At 72.5% G+C, this 20,843-nt stretch carries 19 protein-coding genes; 7 read left to right on the top strand and 12 right to left on the bottom strand.

From position 1 onward, the window contains the following. Nucleotides 1-44: 44 nt before the first annotated feature. Nucleotides 45-230 carry a DUF397 domain-containing protein gene (locus ACWDVW_RS26505; RefSeq protein WP_449953926.1) on the bottom strand — a complete coding sequence of 62 codons (186 nt, stop codon included), beginning with the start codon at nt 228-230 and terminating at the stop codon, nt 45-47. Beyond that, a complete protein-coding gene (locus ACWDVW_RS26500; protein WP_449953923.1) occupies nt 221-991 on the bottom strand; it encodes a DUF5753 domain-containing protein in 771 nt (256 codons plus the stop codon). Before ACWDVW_RS26500 ends, ACWDVW_RS26505 begins: the two co-directional genes overlap by 10 nt. A 1,287-nt stretch (nt 992-2,278) precedes the next feature. Here ACWDVW_RS26500 and ACWDVW_RS26495 point away from each other — a divergent pair. Continuing rightward, nucleotides 2,279-3,625, top strand: a complete 1,347-nt coding sequence (locus ACWDVW_RS26495) for an aspartate aminotransferase family protein (protein ID WP_449953921.1) — start codon at nt 2,279-2,281, stop codon at nt 3,623-3,625. A 9-nt stretch (nt 3,626-3,634) separates the two neighbouring features. Continuing rightward, the gene (locus tag ACWDVW_RS26490) at nt 3,635-5,011 is read left to right on the top strand and encodes an NAD(P)/FAD-dependent oxidoreductase (protein WP_449953918.1); all 1,377 of its coding nucleotides are present in this window, start codon (nt 3,635-3,637) and stop codon (nt 5,009-5,011) included. Between the two features lie 151 nt (nt 5,012-5,162). Here ACWDVW_RS26490 and ACWDVW_RS26485 read toward each other — a convergent pair whose 3' ends face one another. Next, nucleotides 5,163-5,534: a DUF3499 domain-containing protein gene (locus ACWDVW_RS26485; protein ID WP_396740519.1), complete on the bottom strand. Its 372-nt coding sequence runs from the start codon at nt 5,532-5,534 to the stop codon at nt 5,163-5,165. Nucleotides 5,535-5,683: 149 nt separating this feature from the next. Here ACWDVW_RS26485 and ACWDVW_RS26480 point away from each other — a divergent pair, with 149 nt between their 5' ends. After that, entirely contained in the window at nt 5,684-6,133 is a 450-nt protein-coding gene (locus ACWDVW_RS26480; RefSeq protein ID WP_117229420.1) for a metallopeptidase family protein, read from the top strand. A 76-nt stretch (nt 6,134-6,209) separates the two neighbouring features. Here the strand turns inward: ACWDVW_RS26480 and ACWDVW_RS26475 are convergent, their stop codons facing one another. The 6 genes from ACWDVW_RS26475 to ACWDVW_RS26450 all read right to left on the bottom strand — a co-directional run bounded on the left by ACWDVW_RS26475 (nt 6,210) and on the right by ACWDVW_RS26450 (nt 13,052). Continuing rightward, a complete protein-coding gene (locus tag ACWDVW_RS26475) occupies nt 6,210-6,467 on the bottom strand; it encodes a WhiB family transcriptional regulator (RefSeq protein WP_092380743.1) in 258 nt (85 codons plus the stop codon). A gap of 446 nt (nt 6,468-6,913) precedes the next feature. After that, nucleotides 6,914-7,210, bottom strand: coding sequence for a phospholipase (locus ACWDVW_RS26470; protein WP_449953912.1), 297 nt, complete (start codon nt 7,208-7,210; stop codon nt 6,914-6,916). Between the two features lie 186 nt (nt 7,211-7,396). After that, nucleotides 7,397-8,791, bottom strand: coding sequence for a DUF4331 domain-containing protein (locus tag ACWDVW_RS26465; protein ID WP_449953909.1), 1,395 nt, complete (start codon nt 8,789-8,791; stop codon nt 7,397-7,399). A 179-nt stretch (nt 8,792-8,970) separates the two neighbouring features. Further along, a complete protein-coding gene (locus ACWDVW_RS26460; RefSeq protein WP_350700618.1) occupies nt 8,971-9,258 on the bottom strand; it encodes a hypothetical protein in 288 nt (95 codons plus the stop codon). Between the two features lie 157 nt (nt 9,259-9,415). Beyond that, nucleotides 9,416-11,956, bottom strand: coding sequence for a bifunctional FO biosynthesis protein CofGH (locus ACWDVW_RS26455; RefSeq protein ID WP_449953905.1), 2,541 nt, complete (start codon nt 11,954-11,956; stop codon nt 9,416-9,418). 82 nt (nt 11,957-12,038) lie between these two features. After that, the gene (locus ACWDVW_RS26450) at nt 12,039-13,052 is read right to left on the bottom strand and encodes a hypothetical protein (protein WP_449953902.1); all 1,014 of its coding nucleotides are present in this window, start codon (nt 13,050-13,052) and stop codon (nt 12,039-12,041) included. A gap of 98 nt (nt 13,053-13,150) precedes the next feature. Here ACWDVW_RS26450 and cofD point away from each other — a divergent pair, with 98 nt between their 5' ends. Next, nucleotides 13,151-14,119: a 2-phospho-L-lactate transferase gene (gene cofD / locus ACWDVW_RS26445; RefSeq protein ID WP_449953900.1), complete on the top strand. Its 969-nt coding sequence runs from the start codon at nt 13,151-13,153 to the stop codon at nt 14,117-14,119. Beyond that, nucleotides 14,116-15,204, top strand: coding sequence for a coenzyme F420-0:L-glutamate ligase (locus tag ACWDVW_RS26440; RefSeq protein WP_396740528.1), 1,089 nt, complete (start codon nt 14,116-14,118; stop codon nt 15,202-15,204). Before cofD ends, ACWDVW_RS26440 begins: the two co-directional genes overlap by 4 nt. Nucleotides 15,205-15,250: 46 nt before the next feature. On the opposite strand, the gene ACWDVW_RS26435 is transcribed toward ACWDVW_RS26440, so the two are convergent. Continuing rightward, a complete protein-coding gene (locus tag ACWDVW_RS26435; protein ID WP_449953898.1) occupies nt 15,251-16,240 on the bottom strand; it encodes an ArsR/SmtB family transcription factor in 990 nt (329 codons plus the stop codon). A gap of 326 nt (nt 16,241-16,566) precedes the next feature. On the opposite strand from ACWDVW_RS26435, the gene ACWDVW_RS26430 reads away from it, so the two are divergent. After that, nucleotides 16,567-17,181 carry an NUDIX hydrolase gene (locus tag ACWDVW_RS26430; protein ID WP_449953895.1) on the top strand — a complete coding sequence of 205 codons (615 nt, stop codon included), beginning with the start codon at nt 16,567-16,569 and terminating at the stop codon, nt 17,179-17,181. On the opposite strand, the gene ACWDVW_RS26425 is transcribed toward ACWDVW_RS26430, so the two are convergent. Together ACWDVW_RS26425 and ACWDVW_RS26420 are read right to left on the bottom strand one after the other, a co-directional pair. Continuing rightward, nucleotides 17,150-18,241, bottom strand: coding sequence for a mannose-1-phosphate guanylyltransferase (locus tag ACWDVW_RS26425; RefSeq protein WP_449953892.1), 1,092 nt, complete (start codon nt 18,239-18,241; stop codon nt 17,150-17,152). The two genes, ACWDVW_RS26430 and ACWDVW_RS26425, sit on opposite strands and share 32 nt — an antisense overlap. A 48-nt stretch (nt 18,242-18,289) precedes the next feature. After that, the gene (locus ACWDVW_RS26420) at nt 18,290-19,435 is read right to left on the bottom strand and encodes a glycosyltransferase family 4 protein (protein WP_449953889.1); all 1,146 of its coding nucleotides are present in this window, start codon (nt 19,433-19,435) and stop codon (nt 18,290-18,292) included. Nucleotides 19,436-19,586: 151 nt separating this feature from the next. Here ACWDVW_RS26420 and ACWDVW_RS26415 point away from each other — a divergent pair, with 151 nt between their 5' ends. After that, the gene (locus ACWDVW_RS26415) at nt 19,587-20,276 is read left to right on the top strand and encodes a TIGR03089 family protein (protein WP_449953886.1); all 690 of its coding nucleotides are present in this window, start codon (nt 19,587-19,589) and stop codon (nt 20,274-20,276) included. The last annotated feature ends 567 nt before the right edge of the window (nt 20,277-20,843 follow it).

Here is a 20,843-nt window from a genome sequence, read left to right as displayed (position 1 = left end):
ACGCGGAAGGGTCGGTGCGCACGCGGAAGAGTCGGTGCGGGAGGTCAGCGCGGGGGTGTGGTGACGAACGCGCGCCAGGCGTCGGGAGTGAAGGTCAGGGTGCCGCCGGCTCGATCCTTGCTGTCGCGCACCAGGATCCGGCCGGGCAGGTTGTCGGCCACCTCGACACAGTCGCCGCCGTTGTTGCTGCTGCGGGTGGCGGTGCGCCAGCGGGCGTCGGTCATGTCCATGTCGTCGCCACTTCCCTGATCAGCTCGATGGACCGGCGGCGGGGCAGCGCCTTACCGGTGACGCTCTCCCATCTCGCGCCCAGGCTAGCAAGGTCGGCACGCTCGGTCACCACCTGACCGCGCAGCTGATTGTCCAGATAGGCCGCCTCGGCGCCGTCCGGCGTCCGGGCCAGCACGAACGGCCCGGCCAGGCCGGTGTGCCACGGGTTCTCCGCCGGGATCACCCGGACCTGCACGTGCTCCCGCTCACCCAGCTCGGCCAGGTGGAGCAGTTGCCCGGCCATCACCGCCTGGTCGCCGCCCACCCGCCGACGCAGCACCACCTCGTCGATCACCGCCACCAGTTGCAGTGGGACCTCGCGCTCCAGCACCCGCTGCCGGGCCAGTCGCGCCGACACGATCTCCTCCACCTGCGCCGGCGCGACCAGGCCTCCGGTCGCCAGCACCGCCCGGGCGTACGCCTCCGTCTGCATCAGGCCCGGCACCAGCAGCGGCTCGTAAGACCGCAGCGAGCTGGCAATCTGCTCCAGTTGGGCCCACTCCTGGAACCAGGGCATGTCACGGCGACGGTACGGCTCCGGCCAGAGTTCCTTCGACTCACGGCCGAGAAGGGCGGCGACGGCGGCCCGGGTGCCGGGATGCGGGGTACGCCCGACGGCCACCCAGCGACTTGCCGTCTTCGGGTCGACGCCGACCTTCCCGGCCAACGACTGGGCGGTCTCGCCCTTGTCCGCCATCGCCAACCGCAGTGTCTCGTTCATCTGCCGACCCCCGTCCGAGCGTCACGTTGCGCCGCACGGTAGCCACTCTGAGTGGCGCTGTCCGCCCGGTCTCGGCGTGTTGCGGGCGGGACTGTTTCGCGCATCTGAGGTGCGACGGAGATGCCCCTCGAATGCCCTCGACACGCCCCGCCGCCCACCTCCACCAGCCACCTCCCACCTCCACCGCTTACCTCCGGCCGCCCGATGCCCACCTCCAGCCCCCGGCCCCGCCCCGGCCGCCCACCTCCGGCGCCCACCTCTGCCGCCCACGCCCACCACCCGTCTTCGGCCGCCCGACGTCCGCCTCCGGCGCCCACCTGCGGGCGGGGCCGGTGGCCGGGCCGGACGGGGCGGGGCGGGGCCGGTGACCGGGCCGGACGGGGCGGGGCGGGGCCGGTGACCGGGCCGGACGGGGCGGGCCCGGCGGCGGGGGCGGACGGGGCGGGCCCGCCGACGCGGCCGTCACCCTGCCCGCACCTGTGAATCTCGGCCACCACCTCGCGAATGTGAACCTTGGACAGTTTCCGTTAGCACGAAACGGAAACTTTCCAAGATCTTGAGCGATCGACAGCGAGGCACCGCCTGCCCGAGACACCAGGCACTGCCGGCCAGGAGGTCCGAGCGCCGGAGGTCCGAGCGGGAGTCCGAGCGCCAGGAGTCCGAGCCCCGAGGTCCGGGCCGCCGAGGTCCAAGCCAAGAGGTCCGAGGTCCGGGCCGCCGAGGTCCGAGCCGCCGGAAGCCCGAGCGCCGGAGGCCCGGACCACAGGGGTCCGACCCTCACCAGCCCCCGGGTCCGAGCCCTCGGGGTCCGAGCTGCGGGGATCCGACCCTCACCAGCCGCCGACGACCGACTCCGAGAGAGCACCCAACCCCTTCCAGTCGCTTTTGCTCTGCTTCAACCAGCGCACTGCTGCCGAGCGAAAACCGTTGCGGTGGTTGAAGCAGAGCAGAGGCGACTGAGTGGGCACCCCCGGCAAGCCGGGCAACGCCGATCGCGAGCTGACGCGGGAGCGGAAGCACCGGAGCAAAGGCACGGGAGCAAGCGCAGGCACGGGAGCAAGCGAAGGCCCGACCATCTGACGAGCTGGCGAGCCGGGCCCGCAGGAGGACGCCGCCGGGCCGCGACGATGCGGATTCCGTTGCACTACGTCGGATAAGCTCGCTAAATCCGTTGCTTTGAGGCGTAAGTTCAACCGATTGCACTTGCCTCGCGGCGGCGGACTGTGGGATAACCGTGAGCAGAGCGGCCGGTGAAACCTGACCGGCCCGAGACCCGATGGGGCTGACATGGCGAACGCCACCGACCACCTCTGGATGCATTTCACCCGGATGGCGAGCTACTCCGCCGGTGAGGTACCGACCATCGTGCGCGGCGAGGGCGCGTACGTCTGGGACTCGCAGGGTCGCCGCTACCTGGACGGCCTCGCCGGCCTCTTCGTCGTCAACGCCGGCCACGGTCGCACCGAGCTGGCCGAGGCCGGCGCCAAGCAGGCCGGGGAGTTGGCGTACTTCCCGCTCTGGTCGTACGCCCACCCGACCGCCGTGGAGCTGGCCGAGCGGATCTCGGAGCTGGCGCCGGGCGACCTGAACCGGGTCTTCTTCACCACCGGTGGCTCCGAGGCGGTCGAGGCGGCCTGGAAGCTGTCCCGGGCGTACTTCAAGCGGGTCGGCAAGCCCACCAAGCACAAGGTGGTCAGCCGATACATCGCCTATCACGGCACCTCCATGGGTGCCCTGTCGATCACCGGGCTGCCGGGCATCAAGACGGACTTCGAGCCGCTGGTGCCGGGCGGGATCAAGGTGCCGAACACCAACTTCTATCGGGCTCCGGAGCACGGCGACGACCCGGTGGCGTTCGGTCGCTGGGCCGCCGACGAGATCGGGCGGGCCATCGAGCGGGAGGGACCGGACACCGTCGCGGCGGTCTTCCTGGAGCCGGTGCAGAACTCGGGCGGCTGTTTCCCGCCGCCGCCCGGGTACTTCGAGCGGGTCCGCGAGATCTGCGACGCGTACGACGTGCTGCTGGTCAGCGACGAGGTGATCTGCTCGTGGGGGCGGCTCGGCGAGTACTTCGGTGCCGCCCGCTACGGCTACCAGCCCGACATCATCACCACCGCCAAGGGCATCACCTCCGGGTACGCCCCGCTCGGCGCGATGATCGCCAGTGACCGGCTGATGGAGCCGTTCCTCACCGAGACCGGCATGTTCGCCCACGGGGTGACCTTCGGCGGGCACCCGGTCTCCTGCGCGGTGGCCCTGGCCAACCTGGAGGTCTTCGCCCGGGAGGATCTCGTCGGGCACGTACGCGCCAACGAGGCGGCCTTCCGGTCGACCCTGGAAAAGCTGCACGACCTGCCGATCGTCGGTGACGTCCGAGGCGACGGCTACTTCTACGGCATCGAGCTGGTCAAGGACAAGAACACCCGGGAGACCTTCGACGAGGCCGAGTCCGAGCGACTGCTGCGCGGCTTCCTGTCCAGCGCGTTGTTCTCCGCCGGGCTCTACTGCCGGGCCGACGACCGGGGCGACCCGGTGGTGCAGCTCGCCCCGCCGCTGATCGCCGGGCAGCAGCAGTTCGACGAGATCGAGCAGATCCTGCGGGGCGTACTCAGCGAGGCCTGGACCAAACTCTAGGAGGCGGTGGTGGCCTACCAGGACCTGTCGTACTGGCTGTCCACCGTGGACGAGCCGTTGACCCCGCGCCCACCGTTGGCCGGTGACACCGTCGCCGACGTGGTCATCGTGGGCGCGGGGTACACCGGGCTGTGGACGGCGTACTACCTCGCCGAGGCCGAGCCGGCCCTGCGGATCGTCGTCCTGGAACGCCAGGTGGCCGGCTTCGGTGCCTCCGGGCGTAACGGCGGTTGGTGCTCCGCGCTGCTGCCGACCTCGCTGACCGGGCTGGCCCGGCGGCACGGCCGGGACGCCGCGATCGCCATGCAGCACGCCATGCACGACACGGTCCGCGAGGTCGGCCGGGTGGTCGCCGCCGAGGGCATCGACTGCCATTGGTCGTACGGTGGCACGGTGGTGTTGGCCCGCAGCGCGCCGCAGGTGCAGCGGGCCAAGGCGACGGTGGCGGAGGCCCGGGAGTTCGGCTTCGGTCCGGAGGACCTGGACCTGCTCGGCCCGGCCGAGGCCGTGGCCCGGTGCGGTGCCAGCGGGGTACGCGCCGCCACCTACACGCCGCACTGCGCGGCCGTGCACCCGGCGCGCCTGGTACGCGGCCTGGCCCGCGCGGTGGAACGCCGGGGCGTGACGATCCACGAACGCACCCCGGTCACCGAGATCCGGCCCCGCGCGGCGGTCACCCCGGCCGGCACCGTACGCGCCCCGGTGGTGATCCGGGCCACCGAGGGCTACACACCGGGGCTGACCGGGCACCGGCGGGCCCTCGCCCCGGTCTATTCACTGATGATCGCCACCGAGCCGCTGCCCGACGAGACGTGGGCCGAGATCGGGCTGGCCGAGCGGGAGACCTTCTCCGACCACCGGCACGTCATCATCTACGGCCAACGCACCGCCGACGGCCGGCTCGCCTTCGGCGGGCGGGGCGCCCCGTACCACTTCGGCTCGCGGGTCCGCGCCGACTACGACCGGGAGCCACGGGTCTTCGCCGCACTCCGGCGTACGCTCGGCGACCTCTTCCCGGTGCTCGGCCCGGAGGTGCCGGTCACGCACACCTGGGGCGGCCCGCTCGGGGTGGCCCGGGACTGGTCGGCCTCGGTCGGCTACCACCGTGCCGACGGGCTGGGCTGGGCCGGCGGGTACGTCGGCGACGGAGTGGGCACCAGCAACCTGGCCGGTCGTACGCTGGCCGACCTGATCCGGAACGAACCGACCGAGCTGACCCGCCTGCCCTGGGTCAACCACCGCTCACCCCGCTGGGAGCCGGAGCCCCTACGTTGGCTCGCGGTCAACGCCGGCCTCCGCCTGATGCTCTCCGCCGACGAACGCGAGTCCCGTACCGGCCGGGCATCCCGCCGCGCCGCCACCTTCTCCCGCCTCCTAGGCCACTGACCCGCCGCTCCCCTCCCTCCCCTGCCTCGACGCGTTGATCAAGAAGTTTGGTCGGCCCAGCCGCCAGGAATTGACGCAAACTCCTTGATCAACGCCGCAGGGCGCGGGCGCGCGGAGAGCGCGTGGGGGGGGTGGTGGGGGTGGGTGGGGGTTAGTGCGTGGGGGGGATTACGCGGAGGTGGCCTCGGCGGGACGAGGTGGTGGGGGGTGCGGCCTGCTGGGCCTGGTCGTCCTGTGGAGGACGGGGGGCCGGGCGGGCGGCTTCGCGGACTGCCTCGGCGAGTGCGACCAGGTCGTCGGTGGTGGGCGGCGGGGGCTCGAACTCGCCCTCGTGCCGGACCACCTCCCAGCCACGCGGGGCGGTCAGGCTCCGGGCGTGCGGCTCGCACAGGTCGTACGTGTGCGGTTCGGCGAAGGCGGCGAGCGGGCCCACCACGGCCGTCGACTCGTTGTAGACATAGGTCAGCGTGGCGACCGCTTGCCGGGGGCAGCCGTTACGGGAGCAGCGCCGTGGTGACCTCACGGGCGCAGGGTATCCCCATTACCGGGTCCGGCGCACCGGTTCGCGTTACGACACGCCCGTCTTGGTGATCACATTTCGGCTCGGGACACGGCGCGCCAGGTACCGGCGCTGCTGCGGGCAGGGGCGCGATGGCGGCTACCCTTTGGCTCATGACGAGTCCGGAGAACCGCCGCCCCGGCCCCGGCCGGCGGGCGCACCGCGACCGGCACGGGCGCGGTCTGCGCGGGCGGCTGGTGCCGGCCACCGTGCCGTTGGCGCGTACCAAGGCGGAGATCTTCGACGATCTGGTGCTGGACACCGTCGAGACGCTGGAGCGTCGCTTCGCCAAGGAACTCGCCGGGGTGGAGTTCGCTGTCGAGGACGTCCCGCCGGACCTCAACGTCTATGACACCGACGTGCTGGAGGACGGCGAGGTGCCGTTGGCCCGGCTGCTGCCGGGTCGGCCGGGACGCCAGGAGGTGCCACCCCGCATCGTGCTGTACCGGCGTCCGCTGGAGTTCCGGGCCATGGACCGCGAGGATCTCGCCGACCTGGTGCACGACGTGATCATCGAGCAGGTGGCGAACCTGCTCGGCGTCGACCCGGACGAGTTGGCCTGACCCGATCGCCGTGACCCCCCACGGCGCGTCGTCATCCCCGGGGCGGGACGTCCCCCGACCGTCCCTTCCCGACGACTCAGGCTACTCGCCGCTTGAGCTTGCGCCGCTCACGCTCGGAGAGCCCACCCCAGATCCCGAACCGCTCGTCGTGGCCGAGAGCGTATTCGAGGCATTCGGTCTTGACCTCGCACCGCGAGCAGATGCGCTTCGCTTCGCGGGTCGAGCCGCCCTTCTCGGGAAAGAACGCCTCCGGGTCGGTCTGCGAGCAGAGCGCTCGCTCCTGCCACTCCGGCGCGTTTCCGAGCAGGTCGGCCGCCTCGAGCTGGCCGTCCATCAATTGCCTCCTTGTCGCGCACCGGCGACATCGCCGCTGCAACCCCCCACGCGAAAGGCGTGCTTGTCCGTCCGGTCCCGTTTGCTGCGGTTCGTGCGAACAACCCCATTCAAATTACACGCGTGTAATGCGTGCGGCGTCAAGCCAAACTTGATAATGGAGTCGCCCTCCCGACACGCACCCGGTCTCGCCCTGCCCTATCGATTCAGACCCCGGCCGAGTAACGCCCTCTCCGGCGAGTTGCCCGAGTTTTCTCCCGTGGCGCGCGACCCGAGACAGGGGTGATCTCGCCCCGCGCCGGCCCTCGGAGGTCACCCGTCAAGATCGGTTGATCTTGACCCGCAAGGTTAGCCCGACTTCGTCAAGACCGCCCATCGACCGGGCAGACGACGACCGCGCCCCGTCCACATCGTGGACGGGGCGCGGTCGCGCGGAAGTCTGAGGAGTCAGTCAGAGGACCCGGAAGGGCTGGTGGGCCAGGTGAATTCGGTGACCACGCCACCGGCCACCCGGACCGTTCCGGCCGGCGTATCGTCGTCCCACCAGACGGTATAGGTACCTGCCGGCAGGTCCGGGTAGACCGCACTGTGGAAGGTGCCGTCCAGGACCTGCCGCTCGCGTACGGCGGAGTGGGTCCGCGGCTCGCCGTCGTGGTCCGGCCGGCTGACCTCGATCTCCCGGCCGAGCAGGTGGCGTCCGGTGTGCACGATCAGGGCGCCGGTGTCCCCGCCCAGGTCAAGCACAACAGTACCGGTCCCCGTCGGACCGTATGTGTGCACATGCTCGCTCATGCCGACACTCCGCTTCGCTCCGCGCCGGCACGAGACCCGACGGCACCGATGATTCGCTCGCTGCGCTCGCTCATGCCGTCCTCCGCTTCGCTCCGCGCCGGCACACCACTGCGCCGATGATTCGCTCGCTGCGCTCGCTCATGACGACACCCCCGGGTTGTTGAAGCCGTCGTAGGGCGTACCGAGGAAGGGGAAGTTGCGCAGGAAGGGCGCGGTCACGTCGGCGGCGCTCAGCCCCGGGGTCACCGCGGCGGCCGCCTCGTCCGGCTGGAACTTCCGGTCCACCAGCGGCACCGTGAGGCCCGCGATGGCGCGCAGGGCGATCGTCACCACGTCGTCGGCGACCCGCCGGCCGTTGGGGAAGCCGGCCAGGTCACCGGCGAGTACGCCGTTGCGGTTCGGGCGGCGGGCCGGCGGGATCGCGGTGTTCAGCCGGAGCATGTCGGCCTGCACCTCGCCGGTGGCGTTGGTGAAGCCGTCGATCAGCCCCTCCGGGACACCGGTGAGCAGGATGGCGACCAGGTCCGCCCGTGCCTTCTCGGATTTGTTCAGCTTGTCCAGGTTCGGGAAGACGTCCGGGTAGAGCACCGGCAGCAGGGCCGCCAACTCGGGCCGCTCGACGAACTGGGCGAACCGCTTGTCCTCCGACGGCGGCAGGGTGTTCCACAGGTCCTTCTGCGCCATCGGCACGATGACCTCGTTGAACAGTGGGTTGCCCAACCTGGACACCTGGGTGAACGGCCCGGTGCTCGTGTCGGCGGCCACCCTGTCGCCGAGCACCCGCACCTGGCGACGCGACGCCGAGGTCCAGACCCCGATCACCGAGGCGGGCTCCTGCCAGTGGTAGCGGTTCGCCTTGCGGCGCACCCGATCCAGCGGCACCTGGATGGCCAGGCTGTGCACGTTGAGCCGGTCGGTGGCGTTCACCGGCTGGCCGGGCTCCTGGAAGATCTTCTTCCCGGCCACGTGCAACTGCTGGAACGGGCGCAGCGTGCCGAGGTCGAAGATCGCCCCGAGGTCGACGAAGAACCCGTCGGCGCGCTGTCCGGCGAAGACCTTCTCCCCGGTGGAGAGCGAGAAGGTGGCCTGGCGGACCAGATCGCCGTACTTCGGGGTGGAGAGCGGGCCGACGTTGCACGGCGGGCAGGGCAGCTTGCGCGCCAGCCGCTGTTCCCGCCCACCGGCGATCCGGGTCAGGCTGTAGAACTGCCGACGGTTCCAGTTCTCGCTGTCCAGCGAATCGATCGGCCCGGTGTTGTAGAGAAAACTGTTCGCGTTCGTGATTTCGGTGGTGAATTCGAAACGGTAAGTGACGTCCGGCTGACCGTCACCGTTGTTGTCGATGTGGATCTCGTAGCGCACGTCGTCGCCGAACTCGAAGAAGTTCGGCCCTCCGGAGGGCAGTTGCAACGGCACGTAGTTGGCGATCAGCGTCACCGTGTCCGGACGGTCCGGCGTGACGAAGGCGTACAGGTCCGACGAATCGGCGACCGGATCCTTGGCGATCTCCGGCGCCTCGCGGTGTGAAGACATGACGAACCCACCTCACTGGGCGAAAGTGTGCATTGGATGGACGGCCGGGCGCCGAGAGCCCGCGCCGGACCGGAGTACGCGACCGCCGGAACGGCGGTGGCGGGTGACCGCTCAGCGCCGGTGACGGGCGCGGCGGTCGGGGACGCCCGGCGTGGCGGGCGGAGGTCGGGTGGGCACGTTCAGCGGCGTGTGGCGGCCTTGCGCAGCCGGTCCGCCAGACCACGGTCGCGCACCTCGATGCGGGACTGGCCGACGAAGACGTCCATCGTGCCGGAGCGGGCGTCGCGCAGGTGCACCACGATCGTCTCGTCCGCGCCGGCCGCGGTCCCCTTGTCGTCGTCGCCGGCGGCCGAGAGGCCCGGCACCGCCAGGGCTGCGGCACCGAGCGTGGCGCTGGCCGCGGCCGTCAACGTCTGCCGGCGGGTCAGTCGCGGCCACTGCCGCGTCCGCCTTCTCTCAGTGATCATGGCCAACCTTTCCGGCGGCGCACACGCGCCCGCGATGACGGACGGGGGTCACCGCACGGACCGCGCAGGCCCCCGAATCTCAGGTGCCGGCGGCGGTCCTCGCCGATCCCGCCGCCGGCATCGACAGGTACGGCCGGGGACCCGCGAAGGTTCGACGCTAGGCGCCGACGTGACCGTACGCAGTCGTACGCCTACGCGCCGGCCGCCCGGCCGCCGTCGCGATCGCCCGCAACTGCTCCTCGGTACGCGCCGAACCGTTGCCCGAGCCGGCCATCCGCGAGATGGTCTCCTCCATCAAGGTGCCGCCCAGGTCGTTGCAGCCGCTGCGGAGCATCTCCACCGTGCCCTCGTCACCCAGCTTCACCCAGGAGCACTGGATGTTGTCGATCCGCCCGTGCAGCAGCACCCGGGCCATCGCGTGCACCACCCGGTTCTCCCGCCAGGTCGGCCCCGGCCGGGCGATACCGGCCAGATAGATCGGGGCGTTGGTGTGCACGAAGGGCAGCGCCACGAACTCGGTGAAGCCGCCGGTGCGGTCCTGCACGCCGGCCAGCACCCGGAAGTGCGCCAACCACTGCCCAGGGTGGTCCACGTGGCCGTACATCATCGTGGAGCTGGACCGGATGCCCAGCTCGTGGGCGGTGCTGACCACCTCGACCCAGGCGGCGGTGGGCAGTTTGCCCTTGGTGAGCACCCAGCGCACCTCGTCGTCGAGGATCTCCGCCGCCGTCCCGGGGATGGTGTCCAGCCCGGCCTCGCGCAGCCCGGTCAGCCACTCCTTCACCGGCACCCCGGCCTTCGCGGCGGCGGTGACGATCTCCATCGGGGAGAAGGCGTGCACGTGCATCCGGGGCACCCGCGCCTTGATCGCCCGGACCAGGTCGGCATAGATGGTGACCGGCAGCTTCGGGTCGATGCCGCCCTGGATGCAGACCTCCCCGGCACCGGCGTCCCATGCTTCGAGCGCCCGGTCGGCGACCTGCTCCACCGACAGCCGGTACGCGTCGGCGTCCCGCTCCCGCTGCGCGAAGGCACAGAACCGGCAGCCCACGTAGCAGACGTTGCTGAAGTTAATGTTGCGGTTGACGACGTACGTGACGTCGTCGCCGACCGCGTCCCGGCGCAGGTCGTCGGCGCGGCGGCAGAGTTCGTCCAGGGCCGGGCCGTCCGCACCGAACAGCGCCATCGCGGCGTCGGCGTGCCGGGGTTCGAGCAGCGCCGCCGGGTTCTCGGCGGCCAGCCGCAGCCCGGCCCGCAGGTCGGCGTCGCCGGACCCGGCAGCGACCGGCCGACCGGACGGGCCGGCGTCCGACGGCGGTACGGCGACCTTGGCCGCCACCTCCGACCAGTCCCCGTAGACGTGGTCGAAGTCGCCCCGCCGGTCCTCGGTCCGTCCCGTGCGGTCGATGTCGACGTGCAGGTCGGTCCGCCCGCCGAAGGTCTCGTCCGGCTCCTGCCAGGGGCGGCCGACCGGCCGGGCCGACTCCACGGCGAGCCCGCTCGACGGCTCGGCCAACGCGGTGACGTGCGGCATCAGGCGCGGATCCAGCCACGGCTCACCGGCCCGGACGTACTCGGGGTAGACGGTCAGCCGCTCGCGTAGTACGAACCCGGCCGCGGCGGTGCGCTCCGCCAACTCGTCGAGCTGCGGCCACGGGCGTTCCGGGTTGACGTGGTCCGGGGTCACCGGGGAGACACCGCCCCAGTCGTCGATGCCGGCCCGCAGCAGCAGGTCGTACTCACCGGCGATCAGGTTCGGCGGCGCCTGGATACGGGCCTTCGGACCGAGCAGCAGCCGGGCCACCGCGACGGTGGCCGCCAGGTCGTGCAGTTCCGCGTCCGGCATCCCGCGCATCGCGGTGTCCGGCTTGGCGCGGAAGTTCTGCACGATCACCTCCTGGAGGTGGCCGTACTCCCGGTGCGCCCGCCGGATGGCGAAGATCGCGTCCACCCGTTCGGCGGGCGTCTCGCCGATGCCGATCAGGATGCCGGTGGTGAACGGAACGCCGACCCGGCCGGCGTCGTCGAGCACCCGCAACCGCACCGCCGGTTCCTTGTCGGGCGAGCCGTAGTGCGGGCCGCCCGGCTCCGACCAGAGCCGCGTCGCGGTGGTCTCCAGCATCATCCCCATGCTGGGCGCGACCGGCTTGAGCCGTTGCAGCTCCGACCAGGAGAGCACGCCCGGGTTCAGGTGCGGCAGCAGGCCGGTCTCCTCCAGCACCGCGACCGCGCAGGCCCGCAGGTAGTCCAGGGTGGACTCGTAGCCCCGCTCGTCCAACCACTGCCGGGCCGCCGGCCAGCGCTCCTCCGGCCGGTCGCCGAGGGTGAACAGCGCCTCCTTGCAGCCCTGGGCCGCACCGGCGCGGGCGATGGCGAGCACCTCGTCGCGGTCGAGGAACGCCGCCGGCAGCCGGTGCGGCACCGTGGCGAAGGTGCAGTAGTGGCAGCGGTCCCGGCAGAGCCGGGTCAGCGGCACGAAGACCTTCTTCGAGTACGTGACCACGCCCGGCCGCCCGGCGTCCCGCAGGCCGGCGTCGCGGATCGCCCCGGCGACGTCGAGCAACTCGGTGAGGGCGGTGCCGCGGGCGCTCAGCAGTGCGGACGCCTCGTCGACGTCGAGCGCCCGGCCGGCGGCGGCCCGGCGCAGGGCCCGCCGGACGGCCGCCTCCGCAGGCCCAGGCTCGCTGCGATCAACCATCCGCCCAGCCTAGGCGCTGTCGCCGGCCGCACACCCCCCACGTGGGCAACCGCACCCGGCCGCCCGGCTGGTCGAACGCCGGTCAGGCGGGCTTGTCGCCCGGGTCGATCCGCTGGGTGCGGTCGCCCTCGCCCGGCGGCGGCACCGCCTGGCCCGGCTCGGTGCCCTGACGCGGGATGGTCTGGGTCGGGTCGGCCGACGGGGGCTGCCCGAACGGCGGCGCCGCCGGAGAGGTCGGTGCCGGCGGCTGCGGCGGCACGACCGGCTGGCCGTGCGGCGGCCAGGTGTGCGGGGCGGACGGCGGCCCGCCGGGTGCCTGGCCCGCCACCGGCCAGCCCGGCTGGTCCCCGCCCGGCTGACCGCCGGGGTATCCGCTCGGCTGCTCGCCCGGGTAACCGCTCGGCTGACCGGGGTAACCGCCGGGCTGACCCGCGCCCGGGTAGCCGCCCTGGCCGGGGTAACCGCCGGGCTGCTCGCCACCGGCCCAACCGGCACCCGGACCGGGCTGCTGCTGCCACCCACCCGGGTAGCCGCCGGGCTGTCCCGGGTTGCCCTGCGGGCCCCAGCCCTGGTGCGGGGTGCCGTACAGGCCGGGCTCCTGCTTGGGCTTGGGCACGTGGTAGAGCCGCCGCCAGACGGTCCAGACCACGTATGCCGCCGCGCCGAACAACGCCACCCAGGCCGCCCGGACGATGACGCCGGTCAGGGCGTCGAAGATCTCCGCCTCGGCCAGCCGGCCGACCGTCCAGATCAACAGCGTCAGGCCGCCGAGCACGGAGCTGACCGCGTACTCGATCAGGGCCGCCTGCGTGATCAGCTTCGCCTTGCCGACCACCGGGGCGAGGTGGGTGGCGAGCAGCACCGCCAGCAGTGGCAGGACGATCGCCTCCAGCCCGACGAAGCCGAAGAACGCGCTGCCCGCCCGGCCGGTCACCGTGCTGTAGGGGCCCTGCGGGGTGATCAACCGGATCAGCGCGACGAAGAGGAAGACGGCGTTCGCGCCCAGGAGCACGAGGGCGACGAGTTCCCGAAGCGGCCCGGTCACCTGACGGGCCGGGGTCGGATCGGTGGGCGGATGCTCCACGGGGCTGGTCACGAACTCTCCCTGGGGGCGAAAGCGGACAGATGCCGACGTGAGCCTAGTCTCCCCGGGCGACTGGCCGTCGGAGGCGTCACGTAGGCGAGGATGGGCTGATGCGTGTCGTGGTTCTGACCGGCGGAATCGGGGGTGCCCGCTTCCTGCTCGGGGTGCGTGCGTACGCCCGTGAGGTGGGCGCCGAGGTGACCGCCGTGGTCAACGTCGGCGACGATCTGCGCCTGCACGGGCTCCGGGTCTGCCCGGACCTGGACAGCGTCATGTACACCCTCGGCGGCGGGGCCGACCCCGAGCGCGGCTGGGGTCGTACCGGCGAGAGCTGGACGGTCAAGACCGAGCTGGCCGCGTACGGTGCCGAGCCGAGCTGGTTCGGGCTGGGCGACAAGGACCTGGCCACCCATCTGGTACGCACCACCATGCTCGACGCCGGTTATCCGCTGCACCAGGTGACCGACGCGTTGGCGACCCGCTGGCAGCCCGGCGTACGCCTGCTGCCGGCGACCGACGACCGCCTGGAGACGCACGTGGTGGTGACCCCGCCCGACGGGGCCGGCGACGGCGCCGACGGGCAGCGGGCGATCCACTTCCAGGAGTGGTGGATCCGGTACCGCGCCCAGGTGCCGACGCACCGGTTCGTCTTCGTCGGCGCGGAGGCCGCGAAGCCGGCACCCGGCGTGACGGAGGCGATCGCCGGTGCCGACGTGGTGCTGGTGGCACCGAGCAACCCGGTGGTCAGCATCGCGCCGATCCTCGCCGTGCCGGGTGTACGGGAGGCGCTGACCGGCGGTCCGGCACCGGTGGTCGGGGTGTCGCCGATCATCGGTGGCGCACCGGTGCGCGGCATGGCGGACCGGTGCCTCTCCGTGGTCGGCGTGCCGTGCACCGCCGCCGGGGTCGGCGGGCTGTACGGCAGCAGGGCCACCGGTGGCCTGCTCGACGGATGGCTGGTCGCCGAGGAGGATGCGGGCACCCAGGTGCCGGACGTGACCGTACGCGCGGTGCCGCTGCGGATGACCGACGAGGCGGCGACGGCGGCGATGGTCCGCGCCGCGGTGGAGTTGACGTGAGACTGGAGATCCTGCCGGTGCCGGGCATCGGCCACGTGACCGAGGGTGACGACCTGGCGGCGCTGATCGGCGGCGCGGCACCCTGGCTGCGCGACGGCGACGTGCTGGTGGTGACCAGCAAGATCGTCTCGAAGGCGGAGGGGCGGCTGGTGGACGTACCGGCCGACGGCCCGGAGCGGCAGGCCGCCCGGGACGAGGTGCTGGCCTCGGAGACGGTCCGGGTGGTGGCGTCGCGCGGCCCGACCCGGATCGTGCAGACCCGGCACGGCTTCGTGATGGCGGCCGCCGGCATCGACGCCTCGAACGTCGACAAGACCCGGCTGGTGCTGCTCCCGGAGGACCCGGACGCCTCGGCCCGGGCACTCCGCGCCGGCCTGCGGGCCCGGCACGGCGTGAACGTCGCCGTGATCATCAGCGACACCATGGGTCGGCCGTGGCGCAACGGGCTCACCGACGTGGCCCTCGGCGTGGCCGGGATGGACGCGATCCGGGACCACCGGGGCGAGGTCGACCCGTACGGCAACGAGCTGGTGTTGACCCAGATGGCCGTGGTCGACGAGCTGGCCGGCGCGGGCGAACTGATCAAGGGCAAGTGCGACCAGATGCCGGTCGCGGTGGTCCGGGGCTATCTGACCGCCGGGCAGGACGACGACGGCGACGGTGCGCGGGTCCTGGTGCGGGACGCGTCGATGGACCTGTTCTCGCTCGGCACCGCCGAGGCCCGGGCGGCCGGGCTGACCGAGGCCGCCCACCTGCCGGACCGCCCCGGCGAGGTACGCCCCGACCCGGCGGTGGTCGCCGCGGCGATCGCCTCGGTCATCGACGTCGTCGCGCCCGGCACGGTGTTCACCCAGGTCGTCGACGACGACGTACGCGCCGGACTGGTCACCACCGTGCCCGGCTGGCCGGACCGCGCCACCGGCCTGGTGCTGTGCTCCCCGCCCACCCCGGTCGGCACGGTCCAACTGGTCCGTTTCGGCACCGACGTGCAGCGCCTGCGGACCGCCCTCGCGGCTCACCACGTCCCCTCCCAACTCCTCCCACCGCCACCGGCCACCACCGCCGCCGCCTCCCTGGCCCTCTGAGGGCCCGACGCCGCCCCTTCCGAGGGCCCGTCGCCGGGCCCGTCGGTCAGGGGTTGAGCAGGGCGCGCCCCAGCGGGGTGGGGGTGTGCAGGACGGTGTTGCGGTCGCGGTGGCTCACCAGCAGGCCGGCGTTGCGCAGCACGGTGGTGTGCTGGCTGGCCGCCGCCGCCGAGATCCGCAACCGGCGGGCCAGCTCGCCGGTGCTGCACCCGCCGTCGGTGGCCGCGAGCACCGCAGCCCGGGTCCGGCCGAGCAGCGCGGCCAACGCCTTGTGGCCGGTGCCGGTCGCGTCGACCTCGTCGGCGACCAGCCCGCCCAGCCGGTCCACCGGATAGACCAGCACCGGCGGCAACTCCGGGTCGACCAGCGCCACCGGTGTCTTCGCGCAGAAGTACGACGGCACCAGCAGCAGCCCCCGCCCCAGCAGGTGCAGTTCGCGGCTGTTCGGATAGTCGGGGATGTGCAGCACACCGGACTCCCAGCGCACACCCGGCCGCAGCGAGGTCAGCAGGCCCTCGATGCCGCCGTCGAGCATGGCCCGCGCCCGCCGGCTCCGGTCGGCGTCCACCGCCGCCTGCACCCGCTCCCAGTAGGGACCGAGGGCCAGGTCGCGGTAACGGCTCATCGCGCCGGTCAGGTCGTCCAACGCCCGCGGCTCACCCCGGGCCAGGGCGTCGGCCCCGGTGGGCAGGCTCCGACCGCTGGCCAGCCGGCTCAGGTCGCGGTGCAACAACGTCGCAGGGGTACGCCGCAGCGCCTCCATCCCGGCCTCGAACCCGCCGACACTCTCGTACGGGGTGAGGAAGTCCGGGAAGTAGCCACGCGGCGGGTTCAACGCCAGCAGCAACCGCAGCCCGTCGGCGTCATCCTGCCGGCGCAGGCCGCGCATGACCTCACGTCGCCACCCGGCGAGCAGTGGGTCCCGGCTGCGTCCGGGCAGCAGGTGCAGGCTCAGCACCACTTCCCAGATCGGGTCCGCAGCCGGAGCGACTCTGGTCCGGAGGATGTCCTCGCCGGAGAAATGGATCTTCAGCATGGAACGACTCCCCGTCACCCGACTGAGGGACGCCCGGCGACGCTTGGCACTTTACCTGGGACACATCGCCTTGGTCTGTTAAGCGTGGGCTAAAAGACCTCGACTCCCGGCACCCGGGTCCGCCATGCTCTGCGTGCCGCAGGGACAGCACGCACCGCGTGACGCCCCACAGCGGAGTCCGGGGGCCGGGGAAGGCACGGCCGGGCGGCACCGTACGAGGGTCTGCGGCTCACGCTTCCGCAGGGGTGCCACCCGGTCGTCCGCCGTCCCGCCCCGCAACTCCCCTCCCACCCGCCCGTACGCTGTGCGGGACGGAAGGAGGGGCCGTGTCGACGCCTCATGCAACCGACGAGCACCCGCAGGCCCCGGCGGACGGCTGGCCCGCACTGCACACCGACGCGGCGGCGCTCCTCACCGGATGGACGCCGACCAGCCCGGACGCCGCGACCGCCCGGGACCGCACCCTCGATCTGCTGACCGCCGGACCGGTCGCGATGAGCCGCGAGCACCGGGCCGGACACGTCACCGCCAGCGCCCTGCTCTTCGACGCGACCGGCACCCGGGTGCTGCTCTGCCTGCACCGCAAGTTCCACCGCTGGGTGCAGCTCGGCGGGCACTGCGAGTCGGGCGACGGGACGCTGGCCGGGGCCGCGCTCCGCGAGGCGACCGAGGAGTCCGGCATCACCGGCCTACGGGTCGACCCGGTGCCAATCGACGTGGACGTGCACGAGGTCGGCTGCCAGGGCGGATCCCTGCACCACGACGTACGCTTCGCCGTCTTCGCCCCGCCCGGCGCGGTGGAGACGGTCAGCGCGGAGTCCGAGGCGCTCGGCTGGTTCCCGCCGGACCAGCTACCGCAACCGCTGGCCGGCGGGACCGCCCGGCTCATCCCGCCCGGGCTGGCCGCGTTCAGACGAGCTTGTCCTCACCTCGTGCCTTGAGCTCGTCCACGATCGACTTGACGTCCTGGGCGCGTCCACGCGGGCAGACCAGCAGCGCGTCCGGCGTGTCGACCACGATCAGGTCGTGCACGCCGACGCCGGCCACCATGCGCCCGGACTGCGGCACCACCACACAACCACTGCTGTCCCGCAGCAGCACCTCGGCCTTGACGTCGCCACCGATCACCACGTTGCCGTGGTCGTCGGTCGGCAGCACCTCACCGAGGGTGTGGAAGTCACCCACGTCGTTCCAGCGGAAGTCGCCCGGCACCGTGGCGACCCGGCCGGCGCTCGCCGCACCCTCCATCACCGCGTAGTCGACCGAGATCTTCGGCAGCGTCGGCCAGACCGCGCCGAGCACGTCGTCCTGCTCGGGCGTGCCCCACACCGCCGCGATCGCGGTCACCCCGGTGTGCAGGGCGGGCTGCTGGCGGGCCAGCTCGGCGAGGAACGCCGACACCCGCCAGACGAACATGCCGGCGTTCCACAGGTACCGGCCGGATCGGACGTACGCCTCGGCGACCTCGGCGTTCGGCTTCTCCTTGAACTCGACGACCGGACGCATCGGACCGTCGCCCACCGGGTCACCGGTCTGGAGGTACCCGTAGCCGGTCTCCGCCCGGGTCGGCGTGATCCCGACGGTCATCAGCAGACCCTGATCCGCGCCCCGGACCGCCGCCCGGACCGTCTCCACCCACTGTTCCGGCTGACCGATGAGGTGGTCCGCCGCGAACGATCCCATCACCGCGTCCGGGTCCCGGACCGCGATCACCGCCGCGGCCAGCGCGATGGCCGCGCAGGAGTCGCGCGGCGACGGCTCGATGAGGATGTTCTCCTCGGGGACCCCGGTCAACTGGCGGGCCACCGCCGCCGCGTGCGCGGCCCCGGTGACCACCATGGTCCGCTCCGGAGTGGTCAGCGGCGCCGCCCGCTCCACCGTCGCCTGGAGCAACGAGGCGGGGGTGCCGGTGAACGGGTGGAGGAACTTGGGGTGGCCGGAGCGGGACAGCGGCCACAGCCTTGTGCCGCTGCCACCCGCCGGAATGACGACATAGATCACCAGGACATCATGCCCGAACCGCCCGCCCCGGGTGCCGGGTTGCCACCGTCAGGCCCGCACCCGTGACCAGGCGGAGATGTGCACCTCGGCGCTCGACTCCCAGGTGAACTCCTTGGCCCGGTCGAAACCGGCCTTGGCCAACGACAACCGGCGCGGCTCGTCGTCGAGCAGCGCGGCCAGGTCGGTGGCGATCTGGTCCGGGTCCTCACTGGTGTACGCCACCGCGTCGCCGCCCACCTCGGGCAGCGACAGGCGGGGCGTGGTGAGCACCGGCGCGGCGCACGCCATCGCCTCCAGCACCGGCAGACCGAAACCCTCCCCGTAGGACGGATAGGCGGCCACCAGGGCACCACCGAGGAAACCGGGCAGGTCGGCGTAGCGCAGGTAACCGGGGCGCAGCAGCCGCAGGTGCGACGGCACCTCGGCGGCGGCCCGGTCGATGTCGTCGTCGTGCCCCTGGCCACCGGCGATCACCAGCGCGGGCGGGTCCTCCCGGTCGGTGACCGCCCGCGCCCAACCACGGATCAGGTTCGGCACGTTCTTGCGCGGTTCCTTCGCGCCGTGGAAGGCCACGTAGCTGCTGCCGCCCAGGCCCAGCCGGGCGCGTACCCGGGCCTTCTCCTCGTCGCCGGGGGCGTGGAAGGCGTCGTGGTCGACACCGTGGTAGGCCACGTCGATCCGGGTCGGGTCCGCGTCCAGCAGCCGGATCAGCTCGTCCCGGGTGGCCTTGCTCGGCACGATCACCCGGTTGGCGCGGCGCAGCGAGGTCTTGATCGCGCTGCGGAAGAACGTCCGGCGGGACTTGTCGTAGTGCTCCGGCTCGGTGAAGAAGGTCGCGTCGTGCAGGGTCACCGTGACCGGGCAGCCGGCCCGCAACGGACAGGTGTAGAAGGGCGAGTGCAGCACCTCGGCACCGACCTGCTGCGCGAGCAGGGGCAGGCCGGTCTGCTCCCAGGCGAGCCGGGCGGGACGGTGCGCGACGGCGGCGGGCGCGGGGACGATCTCGGCTCCGGGCAGCATCCGGCGATAGCGGTCCAGGTCGGTGCGGAGACTGACCACGACCAGTTCCACCGCCGACCCGCACACCTTGCCGAGGGCGCCGAGCAGGCCGTCGACGTATCTACCGACGCCCCCGCGGTCGGCGGGGACACTCGTGGCGTCGATGAGCACGCGGGGCGGGCGACCGGCGGTCACGGGGCGACTCCTTGTGGTGGCGGGACTGTGGGGAACAACACTTCGGGCAAGCCTACGCCGGTGCCGAGTACGGACGCTGACTCCGACCCGACGGTTCGCCGACTTGTGACTGTCATCGAGTACGGCCGGCGGCGGCGTATCGTTCGCGCCGATGGCCGACAACATTGCCCGCGTCCTGCCCGACGCAATCGCGACCGACCCGACCCGCCCGCTGCTCACCTGGTACGACGACGCGACCGGCGAGCGCACCGAACTCTCCGGCGCCACGCTGACGAACTGGGTGGCCAAGACCGCCAACCTGCTCGTCGACGAACTGTCGCTCGGCCCCGGTGACACCGCGGCGGTGCTGCTGCCACCACACTGGCAGACCGCCGCCGTGCTGCTCGGCTGCTGGTCGGCCGGCCTGACCGTGGCGGATCACCCGGGTGCCGTGGACGTCCTGTTCGCCACCGCCGACCGGGCCGCCGAGGCGGACGCCTGGTCGGCCGCCGACCGGTACGCGCTCGCCCTGCACCCGTTCGCGCTGCCGCTGCGGGAGGTACCGTCCGGCTTCGCCGACTTCGTCACCGAGGTCCGCGCGCACGGCGACCACTTCGGCACGTACCCGCCCGGCGGGCCGAACCACGTCACGCTGCGTGAGCGGGCGACCGCCCGCGCGACCGAGCTGGGTATCTCACCCGGCGAGCGCGTCCTGATCGACGTGGACGCCCTGCCCGACCCGGTCGACTGGCTGCTGGCCCCGCTCACCGCGCGCGCGTCGACCGTCCTCTGCGCCCACCCCGACCACGCCCGCCTGCCCAGCCGAGCCGCCACCGAGAAGGCCACCCGCACCCTCCCCTGAGGCCCTCCCCCGGCGTTCTTTCCCGCCAGTTCCCCACCACCCCGCCGCCATCCCGCACGCCGCACCTTGCCGCACGCCACACCGCCCCGCCGAACCGCCTCGGATGCCGCCCGCTCGATCCAGGATCGAGTGGCATCCCGGCGACTGCGAGACCACTCGATCCTGGATCGAGCGTGATCACGAACTGCACAGGGAAGCCCGCCCCCCAGTCAGCGATAACGGAGAGGCGGGACAGGGACACTCCTCCGTCGATCATGGAGTTACGGCTGGCGTTCCGAGCACATTCACCCCTTTTTCGCCCCCACCCAAAGCCCATGACCAACGGGCGGGCCGTGCACGACCGACGCGGAAGCTCGTTGATCAAGGAGTTTGCGTCAAAATCCCGCCCGAGCCCGACGCAAACCTCTTGATCAACGGGGCGAGGGCGGGGGTGGGGGTGGGCGGATGGGCCTGCACGACACGCGTACGGCGCTGCACATCCCGCGGGACACCACGGTGCAGGCGATCGACGAGCAGGGACGCACCGTCTCCGGCGACTACTACCGGGCGCTGGCCGACGGCGAGTTC

It is taken from the genome of Micromonospora sp. NPDC003241 (genome assembly GCF_053589795.1).
The sequence above is the reverse complement of the archived record's forward strand: the minus strand, read 5'-3'. Positions and strand labels throughout refer to the sequence as shown.

What these genes read in the sequence shown, in the direction of transcription:
- ACWDVW_RS26415 (WP_449953886.1), top strand. Translation starts at nt 19,587, where the DNA reads ATGGCCGACAACATTGCCCGCGTCCTGCCCGACGCAATCGCGACCGAC.
- ACWDVW_RS26495 (WP_449953921.1), top strand. Translation starts at nt 2,279, where the DNA reads ATGGCGAACGCCACCGACCACCTCTGGATGCATTTCACCCGGATGGCG.
- ACWDVW_RS26500 (WP_449953923.1), bottom strand. Translation starts at nt 991, where the DNA reads ATGAACGAGACACTGCGGTTGGCGATGGCGGACAAGGGCGAGACCGCC.
- ACWDVW_RS26480 (WP_117229420.1), top strand. Translation starts at nt 5,684, where the DNA reads ATGACGAGTCCGGAGAACCGCCGCCCCGGCCCCGGCCGGCGGGCGCAC.
- ACWDVW_RS26435 (WP_449953898.1), bottom strand. Translation starts at nt 16,240, where the DNA reads ATGCTGAAGATCCATTTCTCCGGCGAGGACATCCTCCGGACCAGAGTC.
- ACWDVW_RS26455 (WP_449953905.1), bottom strand. Translation starts at nt 11,956, where the DNA reads ATGGTTGATCGCAGCGAGCCTGGGCCTGCGGAGGCGGCCGTCCGGCGG.
- ACWDVW_RS26475 (WP_092380743.1), bottom strand. Translation starts at nt 6,467, where the DNA reads ATGGACGGCCAGCTCGAGGCGGCCGACCTGCTCGGAAACGCGCCGGAG.
- cofD (WP_449953900.1), top strand. Translation starts at nt 13,151, where the DNA reads ATGCGTGTCGTGGTTCTGACCGGCGGAATCGGGGGTGCCCGCTTCCTG.
- ACWDVW_RS26505 (WP_449953926.1), bottom strand. Translation starts at nt 230, where the DNA reads ATGGACATGACCGACGCCCGCTGGCGCACCGCCACCCGCAGCAGCAAC.
- ACWDVW_RS26465 (WP_449953909.1), bottom strand. Translation starts at nt 8,791, where the DNA reads ATGTCTTCACACCGCGAGGCGCCGGAGATCGCCAAGGATCCGGTCGCC.
- ACWDVW_RS26460 (WP_350700618.1), bottom strand. Translation starts at nt 9,258, where the DNA reads ATGATCACTGAGAGAAGGCGGACGCGGCAGTGGCCGCGACTGACCCGC.